This is a genomic window from Kitasatospora sp. NPDC005856 (assembly GCF_040629945.1).
Taxonomy (GTDB): domain Bacteria; phylum Actinomycetota; class Actinomycetes; order Streptomycetales; family Streptomycetaceae; genus Kitasatospora.
On record NZ_JBEXWT010000170.1, the window covers coordinates 1 to 5,389 of the forward strand.

Annotated in this window: 3 protein-coding genes and 1 pseudogene; all 4 read right to left on the reverse strand. The window is 76.5% G+C overall.

Annotated features, from left to right (window positions below; translation table 11 throughout):
• Positions 1-395: pseudogene (locus ABZ449_RS41255) on the reverse strand (esterase); the annotation flags it as partial.
• Positions 396-537: 142 nt separating this feature from the next.
• Entirely contained in the window at positions 538-1,497 is a 960-nt protein-coding gene (locus ABZ449_RS41260) for a helix-turn-helix domain-containing protein (RefSeq protein WP_360357086.1), read from the reverse strand.
• Positions 1,498-1,661: 164 nt separating this feature from the next.
• Positions 1,662-4,388: a LuxR family transcriptional regulator gene (locus ABZ449_RS41265; RefSeq protein WP_360357089.1), complete on the reverse strand. Its 2,727-nt coding sequence runs from the start codon at positions 4,386-4,388 to the stop codon at positions 1,662-1,664.
• 169 nt (positions 4,389-4,557) lie between these two features.
• Positions 4,558-5,244, reverse strand: coding sequence for a YoaK family protein (locus ABZ449_RS41270; RefSeq protein WP_360357092.1), 687 nt, complete (start codon positions 5,242-5,244; stop codon positions 4,558-4,560).
• Positions 5,245-5,389 lie beyond the last annotated feature (145 nt).

A 5,389-nucleotide genomic window follows, 5' to 3' on the forward strand; every position in this document is an offset into this window, starting at 1 on the left:
GCGTAGTCGACGTAGACGACGGCGGCGTCCGTGCCCAGGGCGAACTCCCGCACCAGCCGGGCGTAGCAGTCGGCGTCGCCGAGCGACCAGCCCAGACCGGGCAGGAACAGCACCACGGGACTGGGCTCGACGGCACCGACCGGCCTGGTCACCTGGACGCGCACCCGCCCGGTCGGCCCGCAGGGCAACGCGAGCCACTCCGACGTCGTGCCGCACGGATCGTCCTCGCCCTGGAGCGGGCCACCGCCGGGGCCGCCGCTCGGGGCGCTGTCGGCGACGAGGTAGGAGAGGTCCGGCGGTTCCGTTCCGGACCGGCCGGCTCGGGCGTCCAGGAACTCCTGGAGCGCCCGGTCGAGCACCGGGCGCCGGTCGGGCAGGGGGGTGGGGTCGGACAACTCTTCGCTCCTGGCTTCGGTCGACGGGCACGGCGGCTCCGTGTGCGCCCCGGCCGTGGTGGCCTGTTCGTGGCGGCCTGTTCGTGGCGCCCCGCGCGGCGTTCCTCCGGCCGGGGCCGGCCGTGGCGGGCGGGCCGGCTGTTCAGCCGGCTTCCTCCTGCGGGCGTGAGCGCCACTCGCGCGGCGAGACGCCGTACGCGGCGCGGAAGGTGCGGCTGAAGTGCGCCGGGTTGACGAAGCCCCACCGCTGGGCGACGGCCGAGACCGTGGGCGCGGTACGGCCGCGCCGGGCCAGCTCGCGGGCGCAGGCGTCCAGGCGCAGCCGCTGGACGAGGCGGCTCACCGTCACGCCCTCGCCCTCGAAGAGCCGGTGCAGGTAGCGCACGGAGATGTGGTGCGCACGGGCGATCATCTCGGGTGACAGGTCCGGGTCGCCGAGGTGGCGGTCGATGTACTCCCGTACCCGCCGGACCAGGTGCGCGTTCCGGGCGCCCGGTTCGTCGGCCGCCGGGGTCGGCGCCAGCTGGGCGATGAGGGTGCCGAACAGGCCGACGACGCTGCCGGCCAGCCGGTCTCCGAGCGGAGCGGGGTAGGAGTGCGCGGAGGCGGCGAGGACGCCGAGGAAGGGCAGGATCACGGGCCCGCACCCCTCCGTCGGGCCGACGGCCGTCGCCGAGGCATGCCGCAGGTCACTCTCCGGCACCCCCAGCAGGCGGCGCGGCACGTGGAACAGGTGGGTGCGGAACCGCTCCGGGTAGTCCACCGCGTACGGGCGCGCCGTGTCGTACAGGACCAGCCCGCCCGGCGGCACCTCCGCGCGGCGGCCGTCCTGCTCCAGGACGGCCCGGCCCGACACCTGCACGCCGACCCCGACCTGCGGCTCGCTGCGCGGGGTCCGCGCGATCAGTGCCGCCGTGCGGGAGAGCCGGGCCGCGTCGGCCTCCAGCGTGGAGATCCGGACGTACCCGAGCCGGCGCGACTCCAGGAGTCCGTCGAACGGCCGCCCGGTGAGCGGGCGCACCTCCAGCGGCACCAGCGACCGCGACACCGCTCCGCCCCAGAAGGCCGCCTTGTCACCGTCCGCGACCGACGCCGTCGTCATCCGCAAGCTCATGTGACCGCCCTTCCGCCGGAGTCCTGCGCACTCTCAGCGTGGCCCGCGGGCGCGGCGGGCCGGTAGGTCATCTGACTGTCGTCTTGGGGCGGTGCGTCCCGAAGCCCGGCGCGCTGCTCGGGGAGAGCCGGTCGGGCGGGTGTTTCCCCAGGTCAGCCGCCGTCGAGGGCGTGGGCGAGGGCGGCCCTCGTGGTGATGCCGAGCTTCGGGAAGATCTTGTAGAGGTGGGCGCCGACGGTGCGGGGCGACAGCTGGAGCTGCCGGCCGATCTCCTTGTTGGTCAGGCCGGTCGCGGCCAGCCGGGCGATTCGCAGTTCCTGGCCGGTCAGCCCGGACGGTTCCGTGGCCGGTCCGTCCTGCGGCAGGGCCACCGAGTCGCCCGCGGCCCGCAGTTCCTCCTCGCACTGCGCCGCCCAGGGGGTGGCCCGCAGCCGGCGGAACGCGTGGTGGGCCGCGCGCAGCACCTCCCTGGCTCCGGGCCGGTGGCGGCGGCGCAGCCACGCGCCGTGGGCGAGCCTCAGCCGTGCGAGGTCGAACACCCACTGCTCGGCGCCCGGCACGGCGTACGCGGCGCGGTAGGCGGCCTCGGCCCCGTCGTCGTCCGCGGCCAGGGCGGTGGCGGCCGCGCACAGGAAGGCGTGACGGCCGGAGATCTCCGCCGAGCGCGCCTCGGCTCCGGCGGCGAGGTGGGCCCGGGCCTCGTCGTGCCGCCCGGTGTGCACGGCGGCCGTCACCAGGTCGAGGGCCAGCGTGTGGTGCCACGGCCGGCCGCCGGGCAGGCGCCCGGGCGGGGTGAGCTCGCAGAAGTGCGCGTACGCCTCCTCGTAGCGCCGGTGGGCGAGCGCGGCCAGGCCGCGCAGGTGGGTCAGGCGGTCGAGGACGTACCGCATCCGGGCGCGCGTGGCGGCCGGCCCGATGGTCCGCTCGATCTCCTGGAGCCCGGCCTCGTCACCCCGGCCGGCCAGGAAGTGGGCGTGGTACAGGCGGAACATCAGGCCGTTGGTGCGGTAGCCGAGCTCGTCCGCCGTCTCGGCCTCGCGCAGGCAGACGGCCGCGCGGTCCCAGTGTCCGAGCAGGTAGTCCTGGTGGGCTCTGGCCTTGGCGACCGAGCCCTGGGTGGCGTAGCCGTACAGCCCGGAGAAGCGCTGCCACAGGTCGGTGTCGGGGCTGTCGAGCGCCGAGGCGGTCCAGAGCAGGAGCCAGGCCGCGCCGGCCTCCTGCTCCTCGGTCATGCCGTCGGCCGCCGCCCGCAGCGCGGCGGCCGTGTCCGGGCCGGGCTCGGTCCAGGCCCGCAGGCACAGCCGGCCCACCTCGGAGACGTCGTCCCGGTGCCGTTCCAGGGCGCGCCAGGCCCAGGGGTCGTCCGTGTACGTCGCGGCGAGGAGGAGTTTGAACCAGGCCTGCTCGACCAGCCCGCCGAAGGTGTCGGCGCCCGGCGTGGTCAGCGCGTCGAGGGCGGCGGGCAGCAGCGCGGCGGAGGACTCGAAGTCGATGTGGTGGCTCTGGTCGGCGTAGACCACCGCGTACGAGAACAGCGGGGCGACGTCCTGCGGAACGGTGCCGGTCTTCAGTTCCTCCACCAGGGCCGCGGCGTGGCGCAGCTGCCCGCCGCGGGCCGACATCACCGCGGCCCGGGTGAGCCGGCGGACGCGGTCGCAGGAGCTCGGGCTGAGGGCGGCGGCGCGTTCCAGCAGGAGTGCGCCCTCCGCCTCGCCGCCCCGCTGGGCGAGGTCCCGGCCGGCCTCCTGGAGGCGGTGCGCGAGGTCCTCGTCGGGCAGCAGAGCGGCGGCCGCCTCATGGACCAGCCGCCGGGGGTCCTCCGGTGCGAGGGCGCCGGACAGCGCGCGGTGGGCCTCCCGGCGCTCGGTGTCGGAGGCGGCGGAGACGACGGCGGTGCGGACCAGGGGGTGCCGGAACACCAGCTGTCCGGCCGGGTCGAGCCGGGCCAGGCCCTCCCCCTCGATCCGTTCCAGGATCTCCCGCGCGTTCTCGTCCGCGAGGACGCGGAGCCACTCGGCGCTGCCGTGGTCCGGGCCGGTGGCCAGGGCGCCGAGCAGCAGGAGGCGGCCGACCTCCGGCGTGACCGTTCCGAGCCGTTCGGCGAACATCCGCTCCAGCTTGCGTCCCAGGGGCAGCCGTTCGGGCAGCGGAGCGGCTCCCCGCTGCTGGGCGTCGGCCAGCTGGCGCGGCAGCTCGACCAGCGCCAGCGGGTTCCCGGCCGCCTCGGCCAGGACGCGCTCCTTGGCGGGCGCCGCGAGTTCGGGGTAGCAGGTGCCCAGCAGCAGGGCCGCGTCCTCCCGGGGCAGGGCCGGGACGTCCACGGCCTCGGCCGACCAGGTCTGGGCGGCCCGCCCGTGCGGGCGGGAGGCCCCGACGATCACCACCGGCAGCTCGGCGCAGCGCCGCTGCAGGAAGGCGAAGACGGTCGTGCTCGACGAGTCGATCCAGTGCAGGTCGTCCAGGATCAGCAGCACGGGAGCGGCCCGCACCGCCTGTTCCAGCAGGGTCAGCGTCGCGGCGCCGACGGCGAAGCCGCTCGGAGTCCCGGAGCGGACACCGAAGGCGCTGTCCAGGGCCTCCCGCTGGTGTGCGGAGAGCGCGTCGGAGTGCTGGCACAGCGACCAGAAGGCCTGGTGGAGGGCCCCGAACGCGAGGTCCGTCTCGGCCTCGGTACCGATCGCGCGCAGGACCGTGAACCCGCGCTCGCGCGCCGCGCGCTCCACCCAGGCCGTCAGCGTGCTCTTGCCGGCGCCGGCCTCTCCGCGCAGCAGGACGGTGGACCCGCTGGCGCCGTCGACGGCCTGGACCAGCGCCGCGGTCAGCAGTTCCGTCTGCCGCTGCCGGCCGACCAGGACCGGAAAGCGCCTGTCCTCCGCCACTGGTTCCTCTCCCTCGGGCCGGCCGCTCCGCTCACCGGTCACCCAAGGTTACCGCCCGCCGGTAGGGCCGTTCCCACGCTGGTGGAGCCCCGGATCCAAGCGTTCCGGCGGCTCGAGGGGCACCGTCGCGCCTGGTGGCGGCCGCCCGGGCGGGAGCGGAACGCCCTGGTCACTCGCGGTAGAGCAGGACGGTGAGTCCGGCCAGGACGGCGCTGGCGACCAGGGCCCAGGCGATCTGCCCGTGCAGGACCAGGAGCGCGCCGGGGGCCGCTCCGGCGAGCATGGTGACGACGGAGAGGAGCTTGCGGCGCTGGCGGGGCGCGGTGCCGCCGGCCGGGCGGGAGTCGGCGGCCAGGCCGGTCAGGGTGAGGGTCAGCACGGTGGTGGTGAGGTCCGGGATGCCCAGGCCCCGCACGGTGGCGTTGCGGATGCCCATCGCCAGGGCGAGCAGGGCGATCACCACGTACTGCGCCGGCCCCTCGGGGCTGTGGACGAAGAGGACGGCGGCGGCCGCGGCGTGCAGCACGGCCTCCAGGACGAAGGCCGCGCGCAGCCGCGCGGGGCGCCGGGTCCCGCTCTGCCGGGTCGCGATCCGGCCGGCCACCCCCGCGCCGAGGAGGAAGGCCGCGAGGGAGGTCAGGGAGCCGGCGACGGAGAATCCGGGCGCTCCGGCGAGGGCGAAGGCGATGACGACGACGTTGCCGGTCATGTTCGCGGTGAAGACGTGGCCGAGGCCGAGGTAGCTGATGGCGTCGATCAGGCCGCTGACCAGGGTGAGGGCGAACAGGGCCAGGGCCAGCGGGTGGCGGTCGTGGATCTGCGGTCCGGACGGCTGCGGCGACGGGGGTGTGGTCACGACGGCTCCTCGTGCGGAAAGGGGGGTGCGGGCGGGGGCGGGGCCGGGGGGGCCGCCCCCCCGCCCCCGGGGCGCCGCCCGCCCCCCCCCACGACCACACGGCGGAAGTCAACGCGGGGCGCGCGCCGCCGCGGCGGCCCCCGGG

Coding starts and splice junctions, on each gene's coding strand:
- ABZ449_RS41260 (WP_360357086.1), bottom strand. CDS start 1,497: ATGACGACGGCGTCGGTCGCGGACGGTGACAAGGCGGCCTTCTGGGGC.